This window comes from Qipengyuania sp. (genome assembly GCF_043423005.1).
Classification (GTDB): Bacteria; Pseudomonadota; Alphaproteobacteria; order Sphingomonadales; family Sphingomonadaceae; genus Qipengyuania.
This window is the reverse complement of sequence record NZ_JBHWMI010000029.1, coordinates 22,058-46,898: the sequence shown is the minus strand read 5'-3', so window position 1 is coordinate 46,898 and position 24,841 is coordinate 22,058. Positions and strand designations below refer to the sequence as shown.

Here is a 24,841-nt window from a genome sequence, read left to right as displayed (position 1 = left end):
AAAGCCGGCCGCTGGTGCCCCATAGACGATAAAGATGGGCACTCAGATCATTGGAGAATTTCCGTCAGTCTGCCTCGCTGACGTCCGCCTTACGCCCTAATTCCGGACAGTCGCCGCGGCCAACGGCGATCTCAAAAGCAGGCGCTGCGCAGTACCGTAGCCACAAACACTAAATTAAGATTGGACAGCCTCGCCGCGCGTGCAAGAATCGCCAGATGGGCTCCCTCATCCACCTCGCGGTCGGCCGCTTTGAAGTCGACTGGGGCAAGAACAACATGTTCAGGATGCATGGAGAACTCTTCCAGCCGGATGATGTCGGTCTCGTGCCTTACGCCTACTGGGATGAGGACGCCGAAGGGGTCATCGACGAGCTCAAAGAAGGCACAAGTCGTTCCCTCCGCCGGGTACTCCCCCGTCTAGCGCTTCTTGGCCATTCGATCACGACAGCGGAAGCCGAGTTCGCCAGCATCGAGCAGCAGTACGGAGAGTCACTGCCGATCACGTTCGACCAGCTGGCGGAAGCGCTGGGCGACTTCGATGTAAGCTCACCGATCATGGACGAGAGCGGAGACCACGACTTTGGGGAATTCTTCGCGCGCGAGATCTACGTTCGATTGGGGCTCGACAGGTTCGGCGGCGAGCGCAGGGCGGCCTGGGATCTGGGTTACGCACTAGAGAATCTTTCGCCGGCTTCGGTTATGGTGCTCTTGGGGCTGAATCCCAGAAACCTTGATGAGCCCGTGACGTGGCAATTCGCGGACGTGATTGAAGGGGGCTGGGTCAACCGAGAGGGTATCTTCGGCAGCCTCGGCCGCGTGCGACGATTCCTGATCGTTACTGAGGGAAGTTCGGATGCGAGGATCATCGGACAGGGTTTCCGCCTCCTCCGACCCGACGTCGCCGACTTCTTCTCATTCGTCGACATGGAGGAAGGATATCCGTTCACCGGGACGGGCAATCTTCACAGGTTCTGTCAGGGTTTGGTCAGCATCGGCATCGAAAACAGGGTGCTGGTCGTGTACGACAACGATGCAGAGGGCGCGGCGCGCCATCGCGACACGCTTTCATTGCGCCTTCCGCCAAACATGCGAGCCATCTGTCTACCAGCAAACGACCGGCTTCGCGCGTTCTGCACGGAAGGTCCGGAGGGCTCTGGCATTTCCGACATCAACGGCCGAGCGGCGGCCATCGAATGCTACTTAGACCTCGGTTATGGGGAAGCGGAGAGGCCTGTGATTCGCTGGACGAGCTACCGCTCGGCCGAGGGGGTGTACCAGGGTGAGTTGATAAGCAAGGAACGCTATTATCGCCGCTTCCTGAAGTTCAACGAATTGCCGGCCAGCTATGACGCGTCCGGACTTGAGCTGGTGCTGGACGCCATCATTCGAGCCTGTGAGGATGTCGCTCAGCACGTCAGCCCACCAACTGAGGACGACGTGACACGCCAGCGATAAGTTGGCCGAGGGCCAATCTCCCGTATCGCCAACCCGGCTCGTCAGACAGCCCACCCTTCGTGACGGGCGGCTTGATAGAATGCGACGCACGGTTCCTGCGGACAGTGCCCCAGCTTCTCGCGCTGCGGTTCGAGAATGTCGATCAGATCTTTGTAATAGGCCTGCTCGCCGACATAAGCCTCTGGCTGAGTTTCTAGTTCGAGGTGGCGGCGGAAGACCCAACTCAGCGCATCGGCGACCTGTACCAGCGAAGAATGATCCGACTTAATCGCGAACGCGGTGTTGATGATTTGGTCGAAGCGATCCTTCGGTCTCCGGTCCAGCCAGACGCTCTTGCCGCGCCTCCTGCCTCGGCGCTGGTAAAGCCCGTCATACCATTCGCTGCACTTGTAGATACCATCGGAAAGGTTTGCCATCTCCTGCTTGTTGTCGTCCATGATCAAGACAGTGAGGCCCTTAGAATTGGCCACGCCCTGCATCTTCTTCTGCACCAGCGAAGAGACAAACATTGCGCCCGCGATCCAGTAGCTGTTCGCAAATGGATGGCCGTGACCTGCTGCGAGCGCGACATCGAACCGGTCGTAGGAGAGGGCGATGCCGTAGACCTTGCCGCCGTTGGCGACGGCGAGTTCGCAGATCTCGCGCAGGAAGTTCTTGCGCTGCTGCGCGGGCACCTGGTTCCACGCGCCGGCACCGTTGATGAAGCGCTTCGTCTTGAGGTCGCCGCGTGTTCCGGGGTGCTGGGCAAAGATGGCCTCGAGCTTCGCGTCGAAGTCGGCCGTCTTCTTGCGTAGCTTGTAGGCGTCAACCATCAGCCCCGACATCACGAATACGTCGCCTTGGTCACGGGCTCCGCTCTCGTCGACATAGATGAACTTCATGTATCCCCTCGCCAGCGCGCGACTATGCCATTCCCGATAAGCCGCTTGTTCGATGGTGGACCGATGTCGACTTTCGCGCAACCAGCGCGGGAACCCAAGAACGATCCAGAATGGTGACATCATACCGAAAGATTCGAGAATTTACGTCTAATTTGACGTGATTGCTTCCCGTAGGCCACCAGTCCGCTCGCGGATATTTGAAGACTCTCCCGTTGCCTCTAGCGACAAAGCCGTTCGTGCCGTAGGGCTAAAGTGCGCGGAGGGACTTTGAGTGAACAAGAAGCATCTGAGCGAAAGGGACATTTGCACAAAGTACATCACGCCGGCACTCGTAGATGCAGGTTGGGATAAACTGACTCAAATCCGAGAGGAAGTCAGCTTTACAAAGGGGCGGATTATCGTTCGCGGTAAGCTGGTAGCGCGGGGCAAGGGCAAACGCGCGGACTACGTCCTATACTACAAACCCAACATACCGATTGCGCTCATCGAGGCGAAGGACAACAAGCGAGGCATCGGGGAAGGCCTCCAGCAGGGCCTTGAGTATGCTGAGGTTTTAAGCATCCCGTTTGTCTTCTCGTCCAACGGCGATGGCTTTGTATTCCACGATCGCACTGGACAGGCAATCGAAACCGAAACGAACCTCTCGCTCGATGAATTTCCAAGTCCGGGGGAGCTTTGGCAGAGGTACGCTAAATGGAAAGGCCTGACCTCCGCGGGCGAAGATCTTGTTCTCCAAGATTACTACGACGATGGCAGTGGTAAACAACCTCGTTATTATCAGGTCAACGCCATCAATTCGACGATGGAAGCGATTGCCAAGGGGCAAGACCGCATCCTGTTGGTCATGGCGACCGGCACAGGTAAAACGTATACCGCGTTCCAGATCATCTGGCGATTGTGGAAGGGCGGGCACAAGAAGCGCGTCCTGTTCCTCGCTGATCGCAATGTCCTCGTCGATCAGACCATGGTCAACGATTTCCGGCCATTCGGCGCGGCGATGGCCAAGCTGTCAGCCAATGCGAAGACCATCGAGCGCGACGACGGGACGTCGATCGACCTTACCATCGCCATGGACAAGAAACGGCGCGTCGATACGGCCTACGAGATCTACCTTGGCCTTTACCAAGCGATTACCGGCCCCGAAGAGCGGCAAAAGCTGTTCAAGGAGTTCTCGCCTGGTTTCTTCGACCTCATCGTCATCGACGAGTGCCATCGCGGAAGCGCGGCCGAGGACAGCGCCTGGCGGGACATTCTCAACCACTTCAGCGGCGCGACGCAGATCGGTCTCACTGCCACGCCCAAGGAAACAGAGTACGCGTCGAACATCCACTACTTCGGCGAGCCGGTGTACAGCTACACGCTCAAACAGGGCATTCGCGACGGCTTTCTCGCGCCCTACAAGGTCATCAAGGTTCACATTGACCGGGATGTGCAAGGCTACCGACCGGAGAAGGGCCAGCTGGACCGTGAAGGCAACGAAGTCGCCGACCGCATCTACAACACCAAGGATTTCGATCGTAACATCGTGCTGGACGACCGGACCAAGGTCGTCGCCCGCAAGGTTACTCAGTTCCTGAAGGAAAGCGGCGACCGCTACCAGAAGACGATCGTCTTCTGCGTCGACCAGGAACACGCTGCACGCATGAGGCAAGCCTTGGTCAACGAAAACGCCGACCTTGTTGCCGAGAACTCGCGCTACGTCATGCGTATCACCGGTAACGATCCCGAAGGTCAGGCGCAGCTCGGCAACTTCATCGATCCGGAAAGCCGCTATCCGGTTCTTGTCACGACCTCGCGCTTGTTGTCGACCGGCGTGGATGCCCAAACCTGCCGGCTGATCGTCCTCGACCGCGAGGTTGGTTCGATGACCGAGTTCAAGCAGATCGTCGGTCGCGGCACTCGGGTGCATGAAGATACCCGGAAGTATTACTTCACGCTGATGGATTTCCGCGGCGCCACCAACCATTTCGCTGATCCGGATTTCGACGGCGAGCCTGTGCAGATCTACGAACCGGGCGAAGATGACCCGATCGTCCCGCCGGAGCCCGATCCGGAAGATGATGACGGGTCGGCGGACGAAAATAGCGACAGCGGTGAGGCTGACGACGAAGAGGTCATCGTCGACGGCGAAACCCCCGACATCTCGATCAAGGGCAGTCCCACCAAGCAAGGCAAGATATATGTCGATGGCGTACAGGTCGCGATCGTCGCCGAGCGTGTCGAATACCTCGACGAGAGCGGCAAGTTGGTCACCGAGAGCCTGCGGGATTTCACCAAGCGCCGACTGCGCAAGCACTTCGTCAGCCTCGACGACTTCCTCTCGCGATGGAACTCATCCGACCGCAAGCAGGCGCTGGTCGACGAACTCGAAGCAGAAGGACTAGACCTCGACGTCATTGCCGAGGAACTGGGCAAGGGCCTCGACCCCTTCGACCTGATCTGCCACATCGCTTTCGATCGCAAACCGCTCACCAGGCGCGAGCGGGCAGCCAACGTCCAGAAGCGCGACGTCTTCGCCAAATACCGCGAACAGGCGCGTGCCGTTCTGACCGCGCTGCTCGAGAAGTATGCCGATGAGGGGGTACTTAACCTCGACGATACCAACGTGCTCCGTATACCGCCCTTGAACACGCTGGGCACCCCTGTCCAGTTGATCAACGCCTTCGGTGGCAAGGCCGGTTTCGAGGATGCCGTCCACGCCCTCCAGAACGAACTCTATCAGGATGTCGCCTAACCCATGTCCGTGCGTACGCTCGTCAAGTCGATCCAGGATATCATGCGCAAGGACGCGGGCGTCGATGGCGACGCCCAGCGCATCAGCCAGCTGTGCTGGCTATTCTTCCTGAAGATCATCGACGATCAGGATCAGGAACTGGAGTTGATGCGCGACGGGTATGAGTCGCCCGTGCCCGCGCAGTTCCAGTGGCGCAACTGGGCAGCCGACCCCGAAGGATTGACCGGAGAAGCCCTGCTGGCCTTCGTGAACGACGAGCTGTTCCCCGCATTGAAGGGCCTCAAGCCCACCGGCCAGCCAGGCGATCGGCGCCGCGTCGTCCGCGATGTGTTCGAGGATGCCTACAACTACATGAAGTCCGGTCAGCTGCTCCGGCAGGTGGTAAACAAGATCAACGACATCGACTTCAACAACCTGACCGAGCGCCAGCACTTCGGCGACGTTTACGAGCAGCTGCTCAATGATCTGCAGTCGGCCGGCAATGCGGGTGAGTACTACACCCCACGCGCCGTCACCGCCTTCATGGTCGACCGCATCGACCCCAAGCCCGGCGAGATCATCTTCGATCCCTCCTGCGGCACGGGCGGCTTTCTCACCTGCGCGATGAGCCACATGCGCGAACGCTACGTGAAGCGGCCCGAGGACGAACTGCTGATGCAGCAGTCGTTCCGCGCGGTGGAAAAGAAGCCGCTGCCGCATATGCTGTGCGTCACGAACATGCTGCTGCACGGGGTCGAGGATCCGAGCTTCGTGCGCCACGATAACACGCTGGCCCGCCCCTACATCAGTTGGGAGCAGAAGGACCGCGTCGACGTCATCCTTACCAACCCTCCCTTCGGCGGCAAGGAAGAGGACGGGATCGAAAGCAACTTCCCCCAGCATTATCGCACGCGCGAAACTGCGGACCTGTTCTTGGCGCTGTTCATCCGCCTGTTGCGCAAGGGCGGGGCCGCCGCGATCGTCCTGCCCGACGGCAGCCTGTTCGGCGAAGGCGTGAAGACCCGGCTCAAGGAGGCCTTGCTGGAGGAATGCAACCTCCACACCATCGTCCGCCTGCCCAACAGCGTGTTCAAGCCCTACGCCTCGATCGGTACCAACCTGCTGTTCTTCGAGAAGGGCGAACCGACTCAGGACATCTGGTTCTACGAACACCGCGTGCCAGAGGGCCAGAAGGCCTATTCGATGACCAAACCGATCCGTACGGAGCACTTCGCCGACTGCATCGCTTGGTGGGGCGGTGCGGACCGGCAAGGCCGTGAAGAGGGGCCACACGCGTGGAAGGTCACCGCCGATGAGGTCAAGGCGCGCGGCTACAACCTCGATTTCAAGAACCCGCACAGCGAGGAGGCCGATCTCGGTGATCCGGCATCGCTGTTGAAGGCTGTTGCTGACGCTGAATTAATCACGGCAAAGCTTCGGGACCAGCTTAAGGCGATCCTGTCGGAAGCTCTTGTTCGATGATGCCGGAGAACTTTCGCGAAGGCCTATGCAGGTTTGGGGATCACCCGGACCGTATCGCCGAACTGCGAAAAGTAGCTGTCGGATTGGCGATAGCAGGGCATTGGAAGGCGGGTGCCGATATGCGCTGCGCTGCCGATCTTGCCGGCGCGATCGAGGCTGAGAAAGCGAGCCTCGTTGGCGCTGGCGCAATTTCGAAGCCCAAAACATATCTACCCGTCCGTCCTGACGACCTACCTGACGTCTTCAAAAATTCCTCGACCTTCGTGCCACTCGGTCAGATTGCCCGAATTGAGAAAGGTCAGACCGGCATCAAGCAAGCGGTCCCCGGTGACTATCCCCTCGTGGTCACCGCAGCGAAGAGATCGTCGTGCGATCATTTTGATTTTGAAGGCGCGGCTGCGGTGATCCCACTTGTCTCGGCGACAGGACACGGGAATGCCAGCATCAATCGGCTGCATTATCAGGAGGGCAAGTTTGCTTTGGGCACGATCTTGGCCGCTGTATTTCCTTACGCGCCAGAGATCATCTCAGCACGCTTCCTCTTTGAATACCTCTCTACGTTCAAAGACGAGCTACTCGTCTCGCGTATGACCGGAACGGCAAACGTGACCCTCACCATCGGCAGAATTGCCGAGGTGCCCGTTCCCTTGATCAGTCCCGAAGTTCAAGGCCAGCTTGATGCATTCATGGTGCTGTGCGACCAGCTTGAGGCTGCGCGGGCGGAGCGGGAGGCTGGGCGCGACATGCTGACGGCTGCGACGCTGGCGCGCCTCAACGCGCCCGATCCCGAAACATTCTCCGCCGACGCCCGCTTCGCGCTCGACAACCTCACCCCCCTCACCACCCGTCCCGACCAGATCAAGCAACTGCGCCAGACTGTCCTCAATCTTGCCGTGCAGGGGCAATTAGTTAATTCCGGAACTCCGATGACACCCGGCGTGCTTAAGGACATCGGAGATTTTGTTAGCGGGAATGGTTTTCCAAAGCATTTTCAAGGTAAGTGCGAAGGAGGTTTTCCTTTTTTAAAAGTTTCCGACATGAATATTTTAGGAAACGAGCGACGTATAGTTCATGCTAATAATTATGTTTCAGAAGATGATTTGCATTCTATGCGGGCGACGACCTATCCTGCGGGCACGGTAATTTTCCCTAAGATTGGGGGGGCTATTGCGACAAACAAGAGGCGAGTATTAAGCTGCGCATCGGCAATAGACAATAATTGCGCAGGACAGGTTCCCAAAGATGGCATTAGTGTGGATTGGCTTTATCTCGTCCTTAGCACAATCGATATGTCGAAGTACCAAGCCGGAACGGCGGTTCCTGCCCTCAGCATGAAGGCGCTGGCAGAACATGCAATTATGATCCCAAGTGAAAATGATCAGCACCAGATCGTTGCTAAAGTTGACGAGCTCATGACCCTGTGCGACCAACTCGAAGCCAGCCTCACCGCAGGCGAAGAGACCCGCTCCCGCCTGCTCGTGACTGTTTTGCACAACGCCCTCGAAGTCGCCTGACCACGAGGGCGCGATACGATGAAGCTGATCCTCAGCCGCAAGGGCTTCGATTCAGCGGCCGGCAAATGCCCCTCGCCGATCATCGACGGTCGCCCCGTCAGCATTCCGATCCCCGCTTCGACCAGTTCCACGACAACCTACGCTGACCTCGGCCTGGGTGAGGTTGTTGAGCGGATCACGCGCGGTCGCATTAGCGCCGACTAGCTTTGCCACCACGATCCAATGTTTCACGACGGCGAATGCCTGCTGGGCCAATGCGGCGCAGCGCAGTCGCACCTCGCCCGCCATGACGTCGGCCCGGGCGATGTGTTCCTGTTCTTCGGCCTCTTCGCCGATCCGCACACTGGAGAGCGGCACCACCGCATTTTCGGCTACTGCAAGGTCCGCACGGCCACTCCGGTCGATGCACTGTCAGCCGGGGAGCGCGCCGAGCTGGTCGCGCTGCAACACCCGCACGTGCTCGACCGGCGCGTCACCAACGATGTCATCTATCGCGGCGAGGGCGTTGCCGCACGGCAGGCGCACGACAGCTTGCGCATGACGCGCCCGGGCGGCCCCTTGTCGCAGTGGTGCGTGCCGCCCTGGATCGAAGCGAACGGCCTCAGCTACCACGCCAAGCCATGGCGCTGGGCGGAGCCGGGTTACCTGCAGCTCGTCTCGCGCGGACAGGAGTTCGTCTGCGCCATCGGTGACGATGCCGAAGCGCGCGACTGGATCGACGCCATGATCGAGGCAATCCGCATATGACCCGCGCCTATCGCTACATCCTGACCCACGACAGCGGCATGGCGCCCTGCCCCGACGGCGGCCTGATCTCGCTCGCCACCTGCAAGCCGGTGATACGCCGCATCGCGCGGCCTGGCGACTGGATCTTGGGCTTCCGCTCCGGCTCGATGGAGCGCGGCCTGATGCTCTGGGCAGGAAAGGTCGCGGAGAAGATGTCGCACGGCGACTACCAGCAACGACACAGTAACCGCTCGGATGCTGTGTACCGCATGGGCAAGGACGGCGATTACGAGCGTCTCGATCCGGCTTACCATCCTACGCAGGCTGAGATGGACAGAGACGTGCGCGAGCCGGTCCTGCTGTTTGATCGTACGGTGTCGGTCTATCTAAACGGCCAGCCCGCGCCGCTGCCCGCCAGTTTGGCGCATCTCGCCGCCGCAGGTCGCGGCCACCGCGTCAGCGAGCTATCGACAAGCGAACTGGCCGAGCTTGAGCGATGGGTAGCCAGCCTCACCCCCGCCGCACCGGCAAAACGACGCGGTGGGCGAAGGGCATGCCGATCGTGCTAGGCCGCGAAGTCCTGTAGAAGGTCCGGGTCGATCTCGCCATCGACACATAGCGGCCGGCACACCGTCTGCGCAGTGCGCTTGAGCCGGCGACGCAACGCTGCGAGTTCGAGTTCGCTGATGCCGAGCATGCCGCGCAGCTTGCGCCCTCGTTCACGCTGGCAGATGCCGTCTATCAAGGCGCGCATCTCCGGGTCGTCGCCGGCGATAATTTCGAGCGCCCTTGTCGCCCCCGCGCGTCGCCGCTCGCGCTCGATCTCGGTGGCTGGGTCGCGATGGCTGGGCCAATGCCTGTCGACGATGGCGCCGTCGTTATCCGACATCAGCTCGACACCTTTCAGCTGCATCCGCTTGCGCGTGCGGTTGATGGTGTACGCATGGCTGGACAGGATGCCTTCGATACGGCCCTGAACGCCTTCGGCCCAGTTGGGCCGACGAAGGGCATGCACCATCGCCGCACTGAGCAGATCGTCTGCGTTCCCGCGGCATTTGCGAGCGTTGAGAGCCGCCGCCGCGTTGAAGTCGCTGCTGCGGTAGCGCGCCTCGAGTTCGCGTGCTTGCGGCGAGGCAGGATCGAAGGCATGGATTTCGGCTTCCACATGATCATGCGCCGCACCGGATTTTTTCGGACACGATGTCCGAATTTTTTTCGAACGGCGCATTGTCGTGGTGGAAGGGGAAGTTTTCGTCATGGCGAGCCTTTTGTGGACGAAACGACGATCCGATGCGCGCCGGGCGCACCTGTCCTGTCGTTCATGGATGTCGGGATGTCGTATCCGTGGCTTGTCCACTCACGACCGGAGCGCCCACAAAAGGCTACAACTTGTACGGGCGATACCGCACATATGGACACGCTCATCCGGCACGTTAGCGCTCAAAGATAAAGGCGAAGTTAAGACCAGCTCTCATCAACTCGTCGGTCCGAGAACTCCTCCGCCAACACAAGATCTGTTCCGCTTCGACACAAAATCGGCGCCGCGAGGCCATCGTCGCGACGCTGGTGAAAAAAATTTCGCATTCCGTCGCATTTCCGCCCGGAGGCACTTGCCACGGAATAGGGATACCGTCCTATTAGGGATGTCGCCTTGCGCATTTTCCGCCGGGCGGCGCGACTTCACCCAGACGCGCCTGTTTCAATAAGCCGTACGTACACCCCGTACGGCGTACAGGAGTGTACAAGATGTCACACGGAACAAACCCCGTGACCTACGATGAGGTAGTCGAGGCGGTCGACACCATCCGAGCGACAGGGAAAGCCATCGAGCAGATCCCAGCACGGGAGATCCGAACAGCTGTGGGGGACAGGGGCAGTCTCAAGACCCTGCTCAAGCACCGCGACAGGTACAAGGAGAAACTCGAGGAGCCGGAGCCCGAGCAATACGTCACTGATGATGACATCGCTCGGGTTCGGACGATCGTGAACGAAGTCGTAGCTCGGCACATCGCCACGGACCGCGAGAAGACAGAGATCGAGGTCGTAGAAGGCGCGCGCGCAGATCAAGGCACTCGAGGCAAAGATTACCGACCTCGAGGACGTCGCAGCTGAAACGGAGCAGCGTCTCGAGGAGGCGCTAGACCAAGAAGCGACCCCGCGCGAAAGTCTCGAAGATCTCCAGGGCCGACTAACCGGAACCGAAGCTGCGCTGGAGGAAGCACGCCGAACAACCGAAACACTCGCGCTGCTTCTGAGCCGAATTGTCGCCGAGCCGGCTGCGCAATCCACAGCAGCAGGAGACAGCAGAGATGGACTAATGGAAGAACACAAGGTGGCGGTGAATATCCCTGCGGTCAACGCACGGTCAGACGATACGGGGAACAGGTTCGACGACGACCACGATGCCTTTCCGCTGGATACTGCCGAGTTCACATTCGTCGACGACGAATGACGAAGGCGGCGCATGATGCTCTACGGCGCGGAACCGGTCGCAGCTAGAGAGCGCATGCGAAGCTAGCGGCAAAAAAAGGGAGCATTGTTCATGCCTTCACCGCATTTTGCGCGGCCGAACCCGCAGAATGCTAATGCTGCTTGGGATATTCGGTCTATCGCCGTTGCGCCACGAGGGCCCCGACGTTGTCGCCGGGGCCCTTAGTTCACGCTGCCAGCTGAAGCGGTTTCGCTAGTCTTGCAAGCCAAGCATCATTTGGAAACCTCTCGGCGAGCGCCGCAAGGACTGCGTCGTCACCAGCATCAGGCGCACCAGAGGCCGCCCCGGTCGCAAGAAAATAGCGCCAGGCCACCTGTGCGATCGTGCAGACGTCAGCCACGACCTGCGTCTCCACATGGTCCCATGCGCCATGCCTGACCGCGAGCGAGATGTCCTTCGAGGGCATCGGCTTCGAGGCAACGCCGATGGCCTCGCAGAACTCCGGGAGATGGACGTAATGACCGAGCGAGCGCACCGCGCTCGAGAGGTCCAGGCGCGTGCGCGCGAAAGGTGCGGGATCGCGCAGTTGCGGCGGCAAGATCATGCCGCGTTCCATCGCTGCGCGCTTAAGGCAGAGAAAGTCCTTGGCTTCTCCTCCCCAGCTGATGATCCTGGCGTCCTGAAACGCCGAGCACAGGGCGAAGAACGCGCCGACGATGTCCTCTTCGGGCTGGTTCGTAATCGCTTCGACATTGGTGACGACAGGTCGATCCATGTCCGGCGATATAGTCAGCATGCACCATGCGCCCGCGACGATCCGGTGGAACGGCCAGCGGACGAAGCCTTGCGTGGCATCGTTTTCGGCGACCTGATAACGCTTGAAGGCGTCCATATCGTAGAGGAACTCGAAGTCGCAGACGATTATCCGGTGCCATGGACTGGTGGCGGATCGGTCGGCGAGGAACAGCGCTGCCTCCTCGCCAAGCGTGTGGGTGTTCTGGCGCAGGTCGGCTTGCTGCTCGACGGGCAGCAGATCGGAAGTCTGGTCGGTCATGTTGATTTACTCCGGGCAATAAAAAGCCCGCATGCAGCGGGCGGAAGAATGTCATTGGTGAGGCAACTATACCCCAAGGCGGGGCGCGCTGGCGGTGAGTGTTCGCTGTCATGGTCAGTCGAGCTCGGCTCCGCGTCCGAGTGCGTTGATTGCTAGGCGCCCGATGAACTCGGCCTCGGCAATGACCGAGCGGTGCAGGGAGATGAGCGACGTGTCGCCCGTCCCCAGCATTGTGGTCAGGAGCTCGCGGTTGCGCTCATCATTAGGCGAAAGACCCGTTAGGATCTCGGTACGCGGATAGTATGCTTGTACCGAGGGAATGGCGCTCCGGCAGACAGCCATGCGTATCGCCTTCAGATCGTCGGTGGGATCGTTGTTGCCCGAGATGTCGACCTGATCGACCAGCGCAATCGCCTGCCCAACGAACTCCGGCATGGACCAGAACACGAGCGGCTGCATGACGGCCTGGTTCGCGATCCACTGCAGGGCACTGCCATCCGGATCGGAGTGCCCGCCGCACACCCAGCTTGATGTATGGACGGTCCAGTGCCCGTTATCGAAAACGAAGCGGGCTGCGCCGGCTGCGTGGATGTAGATCGTGTCGCCTCGGTCGTTTGCGTCGGCAGGACGCGTGCGCAGGCAGCACGCGGTGAACGTGTCAGTCATTTCGAATTTTCCTTTCAATTCCCATCCCTGCCTTCTGTCTCGGCAAGGAAAGTCAGCTCACATCGCGCTGGGGCGCATGTTGGCGATGTTCACGCGCCTGTCGGTCCGCTCGATAAGCCGATCGAGGCGGAAGACAGGTTCCGCCTCGCGAGCGTGACGGAAGAGCGGGAGATTGCGCAGGTGCCTGAGGTGGGCAAAACGCCCCTCGGTATCGTCGGCGAGCCAGCGGTCGAAGGCGGCGAGTGGCTGTGCGAGCTTGCCGCCATCAGCATATCGCGCGGCGGCGTAATGGAGCCACGCCAGCCAGGTGATGGTGATATCTTCCTCGCAGTAGCGGAACACCTGCTGCTCGCGACCGTCGGCGATCATCGCCGCGACGCTGTCGCCGCTGCCTTGGGTCTTCGCGTCGATGCCAAGCGCCTTGCACACGTTCGCCAGGCTCGGTCGTCCTGCTCCGCCGAAACGTCCGTAAAGTTCGGCGAGGTCGGCGTGGGTGATCGCCCAGCGCGGTGCCATCCAGGCTGTGCGCAGAGCGTTGTCCTCGAATAGCCGCTGCCGCGCGGCGGCAAGCTGGAGGACGGGGACGTCGAAGCCCCGCCCATTCCAGCTGACCAACGTCGCTCCCGGATCGAGCAATTCGAACAGCCGGCGAAGGCCCGCGCGTTCGTTGGCGAAGTCGACCGTCTCGATGTCGAACGCATAATCGTCGCCGACCTTCTTCTGTGTGAGGACGCTGGCGCACACAGGCTCGTGGAGCGGCCAGGGCGGGAATGAACCGCCCTCGTTTACCGGCGCAAGCGTCTCGATATCGAGCACCTGGACGTGATCGGTCTGGTAGCATTCGGGATAGTCGAATTTCTGATACTTCATGGGTACGGCCTCCGGCCTGAACCCGGCGGAACGCAAGCGAGCGTCCTGCTCCCTTTTCCATTCCTTCAACCGGGCTCACCCCGGCCACTTCACCATTCTGTTCTAAGCGCCCCCGCGGCCCGAATCTGACCCGGGAAATGGCCATCCAACCGGGCGGGGCGCTGTCTCGTCGGCAGGCGATTCATGATCGTTCTTAATCGCCACGCCAGTGTCGGTTTCGACGGGAGATACAGCTGCTCCTCGAGGCCCGGTTTGCGTGTCATCCAACGGCCGCGCTTGAACGCGTGCGCGAGGATAGATGATGTCGTGGAGCAGGTCGATGCGGCGCTGATATTGAGGGCTGTCGGCAACTACATCGTGCATCGCGGACAGCTCGCACAGTGCCGATTGAACAATGGGTTCCATCAGCCACCGGTCGACCTCTTCGCGTATGTCGCGCGGCACGTCCTGATGCGCCCGCCTTCCTCCGGTGACAGCGTATAGGTCTCCGGGCTTGGCGGCGAAGTGCTCGACGATGCGCCCGATATCATCGATCTGTTGGATGTGTTCTGCTCGCAGCGCATTTTGCATTTCGGGGGTAGCAAATTCGTTAACCGTGAGCTCGAGCTGCGCAAGGACATCCTGCGGCAGCGCAAGCATGCTTCCTCGGAACCGCACCAGGCGTTTTCGTTGCTGGCGGCGCATGTCGGCGAACCACCACTGTATCCGCTCCAGTGGATCGACAGCCCGACCACTGCGACGCCAATCTGTCTCATCAACCAGGTCTTCACCGGACTGCTCGACATCGGAGGAGCGCGAGGGCGAAATCCCCAACCCGCCACCGCTTGCCGAGGTATCGGACGCACCAGTAGGGGGTGGGGCGCGCATTGCCTTACCGGGCTGGACCTCTGATGGATGAGCCTCGGCAACCGCCTCCTGAGCGTGCGGCAAAATGCCGATGGAACGGTTGCCGGATGCGAATGATGCAATCGCCGGGGTATGAGGGTCCGACCGGTCCTCGCGCTCGATGTAAAGAGCCACGAGCCGGCCAATCGTGGCCTTCGCACGCAACGCGACCGCACGATTGACCGCGAATACTTCCAGGCTTGCCCGATCGAGCAAAGCCTCTTCCTCGCCCGTCGCAGCACGGCCATGCGCGAGACGCTCGCCCGTCATGGACAGCTGCGCGCCCTGGATGGCAAGGCCGAGCGAGAGGCGCCCGAACAGCAAGCGCTTCGTGAAATCGTCGCGCTGCTCGCGCTCCGGGTCGGGCATCGTCGGGGTGAGGAAAGGAACTGGCGGTCTGCCAACCGGATAAAGCCGGGGCACGGGCGTGGACGCTGTCGGCTGCAGGCGCGGGATCGTCACGCTCGATGTCGCGGTTAGAACGGGGCATTCGAGCGGCTTCGGGGTCGGCGTGAGAACAGGGTTTGGCGGACGGATTACGGGCGTAAGGACCGGAATGCCTGGACGCGATACCGGAGCGAGTTCGACGATTCGAATATTGCTCGTAGGCTTGAGTGGAAGCGGAACGATACTCTTCGGCGCTGCTGACAGCTTCGGTGGCGATGGCATCGGTGGGATGGGTTTCAGCGCGATGGGTCGGGGCACGGTGATCGGCGTAAGCCGGACTACAGCAGAAACCCGGGTGGGTCCGAGCTTCGGCGCTGATTGTCGTTCAGGCGTCGCGGTCAGGCGCGGTGGCCGCTCACCGGCAAAAGCCGACAATGCAGGCGGCGTCGGCCATGTGCCAACCGGTGAAAGCTGCATAGGCGCTGTCGGTGAAGGCGTCGGTGCGAGCGGAATCGGGTGCGGGTGATCGGGCGTCGGTTTCAGTCTCGGCACCGGTGTCGCTGGAGGCGCTCGCAATAATTGCGGCCGCTTTTCCTTCTCGGGCGGCATGCTTGGGCCAGTTGGCGGGCTGACTGCTGCAGCTGGAACTGGACCCGCCGCTGGACCGGGGACGGACTTTGCAAGATCGGTGGGCGCGAGCGAACGACCGGACGATGAGCCGGTCTCCGTCGCCGCGACGGGAACGTCTTGCATCTCCTTCCCGGACTCGATCCGCCGGGCCGGTGCCGGTCGCGACCCATGTTTGGTGGCTGCGAGACGTTCGAGGTCATCGGAGGATGTTCGTGCCGCCTCGTCCTTCTCGTGCGCTTTGCGCTGGTCGATCTCCGCGACAAGAGCTTCGTTGGCGGCGATCGTCGCCCCCATTGCGGCGACCGCCTCCTCGTGCTTGCCCTTGCGCCAGTTGTCCACCTGAAGCTTTCCCAGACGCTCCTGCGCTCGGTGCGGGAGGCCGCGTTCGGCGTTGCCGAGATGGGTGTAGCGATAGCGCTCCCCTCGCTCGTGGCTGACCTTGGTGCAAATCTCGGCCCATGTCCGGCGCAGGTCGTAAAGAGCATCGGGCCCGTCGCAATCGGTGCGCAGTTGCTGCCCAATATTCCATTCGTAAGGGCCAACCCGCTCCATTGGCCGGATCGTCGACCATACGTGGACATGGAAATTGCGCTGGTCCGAGCCGGGGGACGGCACATGCGGCACCATCACATAGGCAAGCCCGAGCGCTTCGTACTTGGCGGCGAGCAGCTTCATCGCGCGAAGCCGTCCCGCCTGGTCGAGATCGGCGGCGAACTGGTAGATGGCGTTCGTTCCGACCTTGGCGTTCTTGCGGGCCGACCTGTTGGCGGTCTCGATCACGGTCACCGCCGCGATGATCTCGCCGTAACTCTCGCCCAAATTCGAGCGGAAGATGATCTGCCCGTCTACCAGTTCGGCGTGGCCATCCTTGAACATGTATTCGACCCGTCGCCTGGCCACACCGAAGCGGTTGTCCTTGGCGGAATCGTAGACGAAGTCGACGAAGATCCCGCGCCGGCCGGCCTTGTCGACGATGACGGCGCGATACCTGGGAAGCCCGCGTAGCGGCCTGGTGAGGGAAGTTACGGGCGCCAGCTTAGCGCGTTGCCGCTGGCGTTGTCGTTCGAGCCGCTCGGTTTCGGCATCGGACCGAGGGGCGCGCACGCGGACCCGGCAATTTCCTGCCCGATTCCATTCGCGCATTTGCTTTTCGAGCCGACGACGAGCGCGCCGGTCGGCGCTGCGTTCGCCCCTTGCCCATTTGCGTGCTGCCGCGTCTCGCAGCCGGGCCTGGGTCGCATCGTTCTGGCGGCGTTTGAAAAGCGCGTTGAGGCCCTGCCGATCGACAGCTACAAAGTCGCCGTCGACGAAGACGAACAGGAATTGGCCCTTGCCTGAAGTGGGGGGTGTCCGGGGCTCCTGGCCCCTTCCCGAACGGGAAAGGTTTCTCTCGACTGACACCCCCCAACCCTATCTTCGCCACTTACACCCTTCACTGGTGGTGCAATGGGTTTGGAGGACGAAGGCGCGTCCGCTCGGAAAACTAACCCTGTCTCAAGTCCGCTGTCCGAGTGTGCTGGTCGGGGCCATCATGCGCGCAGCATGGTTGGCAGACATCTTCCATGGCAAGCAGCGCGAGGTTCGAAAATCCGCCCGGCTAATGCCGTCATCATTGCGCCACCGTCGAACGGACATGCGCCAAGCCATACGCCAATGGCATGTCGAGTCGCATTTCATCGCACGAGCAGCATCACGACGATGCAGACAAATATGCCCTTGGCGGTGTGCTGACCCTGATCGGGTTGCGGCGCGGCGATGCGCCCGCGCTTGATGCACTGCTGTCGAAGGACACAAAATACCTGTTCGTCGAGGCGATGCAGCCCCTTCGCGCCACCATGCCGATCGGTGAACTCATTCGCAAAATCATCGACACCCGCGCCGAGGAGCTCCACGTCTTGGGCAAGGCTGCCGAGTTGGAGCGACGCCGCGCTGCATATCGTGCCGCAAGGGCGAGCTGGGATGCAAATGGCGACAAGGGTGCGAACGCATCTTGGCGCAAGCGACCTGTCACCCGCAACCAGCGTTTCCTGATCGCCAACGTCTGCCAGACCGCGCGGATCGAACCGCCCGAATTGTCCACCCGCGGTCAAGCTGCCGACTGGTTGGAGCTGCGCACTGCCCACCCCCAGCTTCGAGGAGACGACGAATGAGTGATCAGCCTAAGACCATGACCACCGTGCGCGGGGAGATGGTTTCAGTGTCCAGCTACAAAGAGGCCAGACAGATTATGGCCGCGTATCACGACATGGCGCGGAATTATGCAAGGGTCTTAGCCGAAGATCCTGCGAGTGCGCACCGACATTTGCGGATCGCGCACGACATGGAGCGTGCTTACGACGAAAACCTGGAAGTCTATCAGCACTTCTTGGCGCAGGCCGATATCGAGAGGGCCATTGCCGTGATGCTCCAAATCGCCGAACAGACGAAAACGCTGTCCTGACAGGTATTGACTGGATTGAGGCCGCAAGCCGACTGTCCGATGTTAGCGGCGTGAGCGCACAAGGCTGCCATTCAGCTAATGACCCAACCGAAATTCGACGGGCTCGCCGACCACGGCTTAATAAAACCAGGGCGCTATCGCCATGATCACGGCGCCTGAGACGATTGCAGCTGCAACCCAGCGAATGTCGGCACTCGCGCGGCTGCGATCCGAAGGCGATGAAGCCGGCGGCGTTCTGTCTTGCTCCAACCGGCGGATCGCTGCCCGGATCAGGCGCGGCGCATCATCTCCGATCTTGAGCAATTCCCAGGCGACGCCCTGCAGAACGGGAGCCCAGTGCTCGGGCGACAACCGCGCTTGCGCGATTCGAAACGAAGAGCGTCGCATGGCATGCGTCAGGTCGAAATCCGGTTCAATTTTCGATAACACGCCGTCCATCGTGATCAGCGCCTTGAAGATCAGGAGAAGATCAGGTGGTAACGTCATGCGCTCGTCGCGCATCAGCCCTAGGAAATCGGTTACCATGGCGCCCAGAACCAATCGACCGCTGCCATGGCGCGCGATCAGCCGTTCGGATGCGGAGAGCACGCGGTCGGCCGGAACGTCGTCGCCCACTGACCACCGCGTCAGCACGTCGGCGAGCTGCGCGGGGCTGCCAGTGCTGAGCGCTTGCACGAAGCTGACGAATTCCTCTCTCCTGCGCGGAGATACATAACCAACCATGCCCAGGTCCAGCAGAGCTATATGGTTGCCCGGCAGGCAGAGAAGGTTCCCCGGGTGCGGATCGCCGTGGAACCGGCCGTTCACCAATATCATGTCGAGCACCATGTCGGCGCCCAGCGCTGCTATTCTGGTCGGATCGAGCCCTGCAGCGACCAGAGCCTGCGCATTGCTCGGCGGCACACCGTTTATGTAATCCATGACGAGCAACGTCTCGGACGTCCATTCCCAGTGGATTTCGGGCACAACGACACTGGGCTCGTTCGCGAAATCCGTCCGCAGACGATCAGCATTGCGCGCTTCATTCGTGAAGTCGAGTTCCTCGACCATCGCGTCCGCAAGCTGCCGCATCATCCGGCTCGGTCCGAAGCGCTTGGCTTCGGTGCTGCCGCGTTCCGCAAGGGTCGCAATATGCGCAAGGAGCCGGATATCAGCCTCCACCCTCGGACGAATGCCGGGCCGGCGGATTTTGATCACCACCGCGCGCCCGTCGTGCAGCGTCGCACGATGGACCTGCGCCATGGAGGCCGCCGCCAGCGGTTCTGTATCGAATTCCGCAAAGGTGCATTCGGGCGCCTCACCAAGCGCCTCCTCGACAATCGGTCGCAACTCCTCGAAGGGAAGCGTCGGCGCCTTGCTATGCAATTGCTCGAGTTCGGCGATCCATTCCGGAGATAGGAGATCGGCGCGTGTCGCCAGGATCTGGCCGAGCTTCACGAAGGTTGGCCCAAGCTCTTCCATGGCAAGGCGGGTCCGCCGAGGCAGGCTATGTGACGACCCGTCGCCGGCATCGTCGCTGCCCGTCCGGTCCAGCCCTATCCGCGCCAGCAGAAGGCCGAGTCCATAGCGGGAAGTGACGCTGAATAGTTCCTCCAAGCGCTTCCGGTCCCGGCGTGCGATACGAAGGGTCTTCAACATGGCTTAGCATATGGGCACGCTGCAGCTTCTGTTCCACAGCTAACTTGCTTGGGCGATCGCGCCCAATTGTCCAAGCGGAGGAAATCTGGCGTAGCTTATCCCACGTGGGGGTTGCGTTGCGGCCATGTTGTCCGCTGCACTGAAAGGCTATTTAAGGTCCAGCGACGTCGGCGTTCCACGCTAATTTTCGGGCATCATCAATACGATATTGACTTCCCGAGTTCGACCGTCAGCACGCCTGCACTCGATGACAAATCATGGGCCGCTAGCCGTCGGTTCGCTTTTGATTGGCTTACATGTGAAAGCGGCCGACCGCGTTGTAGTGCAAATCTGCGTCATCCCTGTCGGTCACGGTTTTTGACCAAATTACACCCCTGTGAACCACAATGGCTGTAGCTTCGAGGCTAGGATTTTCGACTATCGAGGTCTTTCTGTCGCCAACCTTCAATTACGCTATGGTCTTTCATCAATTCGTGAATCGCGTGTGCAGAGTAAGTCGAGATGCTTACGGTGTTGGCCCTCCTGAAGCTCACGACCCCGGATGTCTTGAGGCGACCATCCTTGGTCCACCGCAATCTTTCCTGCTTCGTAATGTTGAGCGCCTCGCAGATCTCTTTCGGTGTCATGGCCTTCGTTGCAATCGCGTCTAGAGCGCCAGCGATATCGCCTGTGATCGAGTTCAGTGCCTGTTCGTCGATCTGACTTCCGATTGGAAAACGAACGGTATCGACTTCCCATTTGGCGCCCTGAAGCCCGCTCAGGTATTTCCGCAGCGCCGCACGTGCTTCCCTACGCCGCAGCCAGAGAATAGGAGAGAGGTGCAGAAACGCCTTCCAGTCAAGCGTGGCAACATGATGGCTCTCATCTCGCGTGATGCAGGAGAGAAGGTTTTCGTAGCTGACAAGTCGCTTCATCATTCGCTTACCGCAAAGGTCCGTGCACTTTGCCAGCCCCGCCAGCACGAGTTAGAGCCATTCTCATGCCTGCAACGACCATTGATGACCCGCAATCGCCATGCCAGAAGATATGTCGATTGTCGGCAAATGGAAATGTCTGCACGGGCTGTGGCCGAACGCTCGATGAGATTGCAGAGTGGTCCGAAATGTCGCCTGACCAAAGGCGAGCCGTAATCCAGGCTGCTGAGAGGCGAAGAGTCGAGGGCTTCACTCTATGAGCTTGGTTCATTTGATCCTCGGCGGTGCTCGATCGGGCAAGAGCCGCCACGCTCTTTCGATATGCGGCCGCATGCGGGGGCCGCACAAGTTCATCGCCACCGCGCAGGCGTATGACGATGAAATGACCGAGCGAATCCGTCAGCACCGTGAAGAACGTGCCAATTTCTGGCACACAATCGAGGCACCGATCGAACTCGCTCGTGCGATTACATCGGTCAACGCAGGCACGGTGCTCGTCGATTGCTGCACCTTGTGGCTCTCGAACGTGATGCTTGCCGAACTCGACATCGGAAGGGAAGCCGACGCGCTGGTGGAGAGTATTGCGCGGGCTAATGCAAATGTCGTGCTGGTCAGTAACGAGGTCGGCTCGGGCATTGTCCCGGAAAATCGACTAGGCCGCGATTTCCGCGACGAACAGGGACGGCTGAACCAGCGGCTGGCCGAGATTTCCGACACGGTCGAACTCGTGGTCGCTGGGCTCCCCCTTCGTCTCAAGGGTTGAGCGCTCGTGCAAGCCGTGAAAACGCGATTTTGTCGGCGGGCAAGCCGATGCGGAGGTGATGCGCTTCCCCGACGAACCGGCGCACGGCGATGCCTTGCTCAGCAAGTCGCCGCCAGAGCGCATTTGCGTCAGATCCACGGACGAACCGGAAAAGATCGGTTCCGCCACGGTCTTCCAACGCCGAGGTCGCGAAAAGGGCGTGCATCTCCTGCATTCGCACGGCAAGGTGTCCGCGCGTAGCGGCCTGCCAGTCATGATCAGCATAGGCTGCCGCACCGATATCCAGCGCGGGGCCCGACACATCCCATCCGCCGAGGCGATCTTCGATGCTGCTCAAGATCTCCTGCGTAGCGAGCACGGCACCCAACCGCACACCCGCAAGCCCGAAAAACTTGCCGAAGGATCGCAAGAGGATGAGCCCCTTGCGTCCCGCAAACGGAGCCGCACTTAGCGAGGGATTGAGGTCGGCATAGGCCTCGTCGACGATCAGCCAGCCACCACGATGGGCGAGTGTAGCGCGCGCTGTCTCGATGGCTTCGATAGACCAACGATGCCCATCAGGGTTGTTGGGGTTCACGATTACTACGACATCAGCCTCCCCGGCCAATGCCAAGGGATCGGAATGCGTGACCACCTTCGCCCCCGCCAGTCGCCAGCTTTCCGCATGATCGGCATAGCTTCGAGCGCGCACGGCGACTCTTTGAGCACGCAGGATCGACGGCAGCTGGCGGATGACGACTTCCGTCCCGGCGACCGCGCGGCAAAAAGACGGATCGCATCGGAACGACTCCGCCATGGTGCTTTCGCAGAATGCGCGGGCCACCTCGCCCGGTAAGCGCTCCCATGCATCGGGTGCGATCGGGGGCAACGGATAAGGATACGGATTGATGCCGGTCGACAGGTCGATCCATGGCAGTGGCGCGCCGGGAAACGCGCGTGCCATCGCGTCGATCCGTCCGCCATGGCCTGACACAAGGTCGAGATCGGTCATGACACGTTGATCCAGCCCAGGAGCGCCAAGATGATCGCCATGGCGATGACTACCCACCGATAAAGAGCCAAGGCGCGGCGGATATCGGCTCCTGATGGGTCTCTTGCTCCCGAATTGAGCCAAGGGTCGTTGCTCGTCGTTTCGCCATAAGTCCGCGGCCCCGACAGTCTGATGCCGAGCGCGCCCGCCATCGCGGACTCCGGCCACCCTGCATTGGGAGAACGGTGCCTGCCGGCGTCCCGAAACATGACTAGTATAGCCCGGCCCGAACCGGCACATAGCGCGAAAAGAATACCCGTCAGGCGTGCAGGGATCAGGTTGGCGAGATCGTCGAGCCGGGCGGCAATCTTACCGAAAGCTTCGTAGCGCGCATTGCGATGGCCGATCATCGAATCGAGCGTGTTGATTGCCTTGTAGGCAAACAGACCCGGCAGGCCGAAAAGCGCACCCCAGAACAAGGGTGCAGTGACGCCATCCGAAGTGTTCTCTGCCAAGCTCTCGATGGCGGCACGGGCGATGGCGGGCTCATCCAGCTCAGCGGTCGCACGTCCAACGATGCGGCTGAGCGAATGCCGCGCAGCCTCGATCCCTGTAGTGTCGAACGCCTCGGCGACCGCCGCAACGTGTTCGCGCAGTGAGCGCGCAGCGATCAGGCTGGAGGCGACGAGGGCAATCAGGGCAAGGCCTAGCCATCCGGCTGGCAGAAGCAGCTGGATGGCCAGACCGATCAAGCCCGCAAGCGCCACTAGAAACAGAGTAACAAGACCGCCCGTCGCGATCCGCGCCGATCTGCTCCGTGATTGGCGATTGCCCAGACGCTCTGTCCGCTCGACCAGCCAGCCGAACCAGCGGACAGGATGCCCGATCCGCTTGTCCACCGCTTCGGGCCAGCCGACCACGGCTTCGATCGCGAGCCCTGCCACCATGATCCATGCCGCGGTCACCGCGCAAGCGCCAGCAAAGCGTCAACGTCGAGGGCCTCCTCGAGCCCTTCGGCTAGTTCGTCCAGCGCTGTGTCGACACCATCTTCGTAATTGAGCGTGCTGCTCCGGCCGCTACGCAATTTCTCAAGCCAGCGCGAACGGAATGCGTCGCTTGCAAACACACCGTGAAGATAGGTGCCGATCAGACGTCCGCCCGCTGCGACCGCGCCATCAAGGACGCCGTCTTCCAAGCGAGAGAAGGGCTTCTCCAGCGCAGGCCCCTGCGAAAGACCGGTATGAATCTCGTAACCTGTCACCGCGTCATCATCGGCAATTGTAGTCCCGCTGATGGGGCGGACCACTTTCTTGTGGGTCATCACCGTCGTCATGTCGAACAGGCCCAGACCATCCGCAGTCCCTGCCAATCCATCCGCGGCGTCGGCATCCTCGATCCGATTGCCCAGCATCTGGAAGCCACCGCACAGGCCGACGATGTGCGCGCCTGTGCGCCAGGCGGCGATGATGTCGTAGTCCCACCCCTCGTTCCGCAGCATTGCCAAGTCGGCCAAGGTCGATTTGGTGCCTGCGAGGATGACTGCACCGGCCTCGCGCGGAATGGGCTGGCCGGGAGGAATGAAGCGGACCTCTACATCCGGCTCGGCACGAAGCGGATCGAGATCGTCGAAATTGCTGATCCGCGAAAGCATTGGCACGGCAATCAAAATGGCCCCGTCTTTCGGTTTCGCCTGTCCCAGCACCACAGCGTCTTCAGCGGGCAGCCGCGCAGCACAGGCCAGCCACGGCACGATGCCGAAATTACGCCAGCCGGTGCGGTCTTCGATGAAACGCACGCCATCTTCGAACAGGGCCTGGTCGCCTCGGAAGCGGTTGATGGCGAAGCCTGCGATCATCTCGGCATCCTCGGTGTCGATTACGGCTCGGGTGCCGACGAGCGATGCGATAATCCCGCCGCGATCGATGTCACCAACGAGCACTACGGGAACATCGGTCGCGCGCGCAAAGCCCATATTGGCGATGTCGCCCTTGCGCAGGTTTACCTCCGCCGGGCTGCCCGCGCCCTCGACGATAACGAGATCGTGCGCCGATCTCAGCCGATCGAATGCCTCGATCACGATGGGAAGCAGACTTCCCCGATTTGCCATATACGCTGCTGCTTCTTCACTGCGCAGCGCCTTGCCGTTCAGGACGACCTGCGCGCGCCGGTCGCCTTCGGGCTTGAGGAGCAAGGGGTTCATGTCGGTCGACGGCTGCAGCCCCGCAGCGCGAGCCTGGAGCGCCTGCGCTCGACCGATTTCGCCTCCACCCGGACAGGCGGCAGCATTGTTCGACATATTCTGCGGCTTGAAGGGTGCCGCGTCGATCCCGCGTCGCCGAGCGATCCGGCAAAGCCCCGCCACCAGCAGCGATTTGCCAACGTCCGAGCCGGTGCCCTGCAGCATGATCGCGCGACCGGTCATC

Annotated in this window: 23 protein-coding genes and 1 pseudogene; 13 read left to right on the top strand and 11 right to left on the bottom strand. The window is 61.1% G+C overall.

The genetic code is table 11. The features are described 5' to 3' along the window. Positions 1 to 215 precede the first annotated feature (215 nt). Positions 216 to 1,454 carry a HEPN/Toprim-associated domain-containing protein gene (locus tag ACHFFA_RS04980; protein ID WP_394269736.1) on the top strand — a complete coding sequence of 413 codons (1,239 nt, stop codon included), beginning with the start codon at positions 216 to 218 and terminating at the stop codon, positions 1,452 to 1,454. A gap of 41 nt (positions 1,455 to 1,495) precedes the next feature. Here ACHFFA_RS04980 and ACHFFA_RS04975 read toward each other — a convergent pair whose 3' ends face one another. Beyond that, entirely contained in the window at positions 1,496 to 2,335 is an 840-nt protein-coding gene (locus ACHFFA_RS04975; RefSeq protein WP_394269735.1) for a DUF3800 domain-containing protein, read from the bottom strand. Positions 2,336 to 2,606: 271 nt separating this feature from the next. Between ACHFFA_RS04975 and hsdR the strand changes: the two genes are divergently transcribed. The 5 genes and pseudogenes from hsdR (at position 2,607) to ACHFFA_RS04950 (ending at position 9,339) form a co-directional block, all read left to right on the top strand. Next, positions 2,607 to 5,069, top strand: a complete 2,463-nt coding sequence (gene hsdR / locus ACHFFA_RS04970) for an EcoAI/FtnUII family type I restriction enzme subunit R (protein WP_394269734.1) — start codon at positions 2,607 to 2,609, stop codon at positions 5,067 to 5,069. Positions 5,070 to 5,072: 3 nt separating this feature from the next. Next, positions 5,073 to 6,530, top strand: a complete 1,458-nt coding sequence (locus ACHFFA_RS04965; protein WP_394269733.1) for an N-6 DNA methylase — start codon at positions 5,073 to 5,075, stop codon at positions 6,528 to 6,530. Then, entirely contained in the window at positions 6,527 to 8,044 is a 1,518-nt protein-coding gene (locus ACHFFA_RS04960; RefSeq protein ID WP_394269732.1) for a restriction endonuclease subunit S, read from the top strand. The genes ACHFFA_RS04965 and ACHFFA_RS04960 overlap by 4 nt, the downstream gene beginning before the upstream one ends. A gap of 18 nt (positions 8,045 to 8,062) precedes the next feature. Continuing rightward, positions 8,063 to 8,791, top strand: a pseudogene (locus ACHFFA_RS04955) (hypothetical protein). Further along, entirely contained in the window at positions 8,788 to 9,339 is a 552-nt protein-coding gene (locus ACHFFA_RS04950; protein ID WP_394269731.1) for a hypothetical protein, read from the top strand. Before ACHFFA_RS04955 ends, ACHFFA_RS04950 begins: the two are co-directional and overlap by 4 nt. Here the strand turns inward: ACHFFA_RS04950 and ACHFFA_RS04945 are convergent. Continuing rightward, entirely contained in the window at positions 9,336 to 10,127 is a 792-nt protein-coding gene (locus tag ACHFFA_RS04945) for a hypothetical protein (protein WP_394269730.1), read from the bottom strand. The genes ACHFFA_RS04950 and ACHFFA_RS04945 overlap by 4 nt on opposite strands. A 410-nt stretch (positions 10,128 to 10,537) precedes the next feature. Between ACHFFA_RS04945 and ACHFFA_RS04940 the strand changes: the two genes are divergently transcribed. Continuing rightward, positions 10,538 to 10,882, top strand: coding sequence for a hypothetical protein (locus ACHFFA_RS04940; protein ID WP_394269729.1), 345 nt, complete (start codon positions 10,538 to 10,540; stop codon positions 10,880 to 10,882). Between the two features lie 205 nt (positions 10,883 to 11,087). Then, complete coding sequence (locus tag ACHFFA_RS04935; protein ID WP_394269728.1) at positions 11,088 to 11,222, top strand: hypothetical protein; 135 nt, start codon at positions 11,088 to 11,090, stop codon at positions 11,220 to 11,222. 205 nt (positions 11,223 to 11,427) lie between these two features. Here the strand turns inward: ACHFFA_RS04935 and ACHFFA_RS04930 are convergent, their stop codons facing one another. From ACHFFA_RS04930 to ACHFFA_RS04915, 4 genes are all read right to left on the bottom strand, one after another. Further along, the gene (locus ACHFFA_RS04930; protein WP_394269727.1) at positions 11,428 to 12,255 is read right to left on the bottom strand and encodes a hypothetical protein; all 828 of its coding nucleotides are present in this window, start codon (positions 12,253 to 12,255) and stop codon (positions 11,428 to 11,430) included. Between the two features lie 114 nt (positions 12,256 to 12,369). Beyond that, positions 12,370 to 12,921, bottom strand: coding sequence for a hypothetical protein (locus tag ACHFFA_RS04925; RefSeq protein ID WP_394269726.1), 552 nt, complete (start codon positions 12,919 to 12,921; stop codon positions 12,370 to 12,372). A 57-nt stretch (positions 12,922 to 12,978) separates the two neighbouring features. After that, positions 12,979 to 13,791, bottom strand: a complete 813-nt coding sequence (locus ACHFFA_RS04920; protein ID WP_394269725.1) for a ribonuclease H-like domain-containing protein — start codon at positions 13,789 to 13,791, stop codon at positions 12,979 to 12,981. A gap of 102 nt (positions 13,792 to 13,893) precedes the next feature. After that, positions 13,894 to 16,836, bottom strand: coding sequence for a hypothetical protein (locus tag ACHFFA_RS04915; protein ID WP_394269724.1), 2,943 nt, complete (start codon positions 16,834 to 16,836; stop codon positions 13,894 to 13,896). Between ACHFFA_RS04915 and ACHFFA_RS04910 the strand changes: the two genes are divergently transcribed. The 3 genes from ACHFFA_RS04910 to ACHFFA_RS04900 all read left to right on the top strand — a co-directional run bounded on the left by ACHFFA_RS04910 (position 16,837) and on the right by ACHFFA_RS04900 (position 18,133). Beyond that, complete coding sequence (locus ACHFFA_RS04910; RefSeq protein WP_394269723.1) at positions 16,837 to 17,031, top strand: hypothetical protein; 195 nt, start codon at positions 16,837 to 16,839, stop codon at positions 17,029 to 17,031. 320 nt (positions 17,032 to 17,351) lie between these two features. Further along, positions 17,352 to 17,843 (top strand): hypothetical protein, encoded by a 492-nt coding sequence (locus ACHFFA_RS04905; RefSeq protein WP_394269722.1) that lies wholly within the window; start codon positions 17,352 to 17,354, stop codon positions 17,841 to 17,843. Continuing rightward, the gene (locus ACHFFA_RS04900; protein WP_394269721.1) at positions 17,840 to 18,133 is read left to right on the top strand and encodes a hypothetical protein; all 294 of its coding nucleotides are present in this window, start codon (positions 17,840 to 17,842) and stop codon (positions 18,131 to 18,133) included. The genes ACHFFA_RS04905 and ACHFFA_RS04900 overlap by 4 nt, the downstream gene beginning before the upstream one ends. Positions 18,134 to 18,250: 117 nt before the next feature. Here ACHFFA_RS04900 and ACHFFA_RS04895 read toward each other — a convergent pair whose 3' ends face one another. Then, on the bottom strand, positions 18,251 to 19,771 hold the full coding sequence (locus ACHFFA_RS04895) for an AarF/ABC1/UbiB kinase family protein (protein ID WP_011415083.1): 1,521 nt from the start codon (positions 19,769 to 19,771) through the stop codon (positions 18,251 to 18,253). 404 nt (positions 19,772 to 20,175) lie between these two features. Continuing rightward, on the bottom strand, positions 20,176 to 20,685 hold the full coding sequence (locus ACHFFA_RS04890; RefSeq protein ID WP_394269720.1) for a hypothetical protein: 510 nt from the start codon (positions 20,683 to 20,685) through the stop codon (positions 20,176 to 20,178). 65 nt (positions 20,686 to 20,750) lie between these two features. Between ACHFFA_RS04890 and ACHFFA_RS04885 the strand changes: the two genes are divergently transcribed. Together ACHFFA_RS04885 and cobU are read left to right on the top strand one after the other, a co-directional pair. Beyond that, on the top strand, positions 20,751 to 20,945 hold the full coding sequence (locus ACHFFA_RS04885) for a DUF1289 domain-containing protein (protein WP_082837365.1): 195 nt from the start codon (positions 20,751 to 20,753) through the stop codon (positions 20,943 to 20,945). Beyond that, positions 20,942 to 21,448 carry a bifunctional adenosylcobinamide kinase/adenosylcobinamide-phosphate guanylyltransferase gene (gene cobU / locus ACHFFA_RS04880; protein ID WP_394269719.1) on the top strand — a complete coding sequence of 169 codons (507 nt, stop codon included), beginning with the start codon at positions 20,942 to 20,944 and terminating at the stop codon, positions 21,446 to 21,448. Before ACHFFA_RS04885 ends, cobU begins: the two co-directional genes overlap by 4 nt. Here cobU and cobD read toward each other — a convergent pair. The 3 genes from cobD to ACHFFA_RS04865 are packed head-to-tail and all read right to left on the bottom strand — an operon-like array spanning position 21,438 to position 24,840. Beyond that, positions 21,438 to 22,439 carry a threonine-phosphate decarboxylase CobD gene (gene cobD / locus ACHFFA_RS04875; protein ID WP_151884688.1) on the bottom strand — a complete coding sequence of 334 codons (1,002 nt, stop codon included), beginning with the start codon at positions 22,437 to 22,439 and terminating at the stop codon, positions 21,438 to 21,440. The genes cobU and cobD overlap by 11 nt on opposite strands. Then, on the bottom strand, positions 22,436 to 23,365 hold the full coding sequence (gene cbiB / locus ACHFFA_RS04870; RefSeq protein ID WP_063511969.1) for an adenosylcobinamide-phosphate synthase CbiB: 930 nt from the start codon (positions 23,363 to 23,365) through the stop codon (positions 22,436 to 22,438). The genes cobD and cbiB overlap by 4 nt, the downstream gene beginning before the upstream one ends. Before the next feature lie 14 nt (positions 23,366 to 23,379). After that, on the bottom strand, positions 23,380 to 24,840 hold the full coding sequence (locus ACHFFA_RS04865; protein WP_394269718.1) for a cobyric acid synthase: 1,461 nt from the start codon (positions 24,838 to 24,840) through the stop codon (positions 23,380 to 23,382). Position 24,841 lies beyond the last annotated feature (1 nt).